The organism is Micromonospora sp. C31 (assembly GCF_018070575.1).
GTDB lineage: Bacteria > Actinomycetota > Actinomycetes > Mycobacteriales > Micromonosporaceae > Micromonospora.
Genome location: NZ_JAGPXN010000082.1, coordinates 1 through 359, shown reverse-complemented (window position 1 = coordinate 359; position 359 = coordinate 1). Strand labels below are relative to the sequence as shown.

1 protein-coding gene is annotated in these 359 nt (G+C 69.1%); it reads right to left on the bottom strand.

Features of this window, described 5'->3' with window-relative positions:
* On the bottom strand, positions 1–359 hold a 359-nt coding region (locus KBX06_RS27545; protein WP_247686790.1), incomplete at both ends, for a transposase.

Below are 359 nucleotides of genomic sequence, written 5' to 3'. Positions count from 1 at the left end.
TTGGCGTGTGCGCGAGGACGTTGTCCAGCAGGCGCACGCCGATCGCGTTGTCGGTGACCGACGCGGCGGTGACCACCACCGCGATGATCAACCCCAGGGCGTCCACCGCGAGGCCCCGCTTACGGCCCGGGACCTTCTTCGCGGCGTCCTTGCCGGTCGTCGCCGCCGGAACGTGGTTGGCCGCCCTGATCGACTGGGTGTCCAACACCACCGCGGTCGGATCCTCCCGGCGGCCGGCCCGCTCCCGCGCCTGACAGCGCAGCAGATCATGAATCACCTGGTCAGTGCCGTCATCACGCCACAGAGCGAAGTAGTAGTACGTCGCGGACTTCGGGGGCAGGTCGTGTGGCAGGTACGCC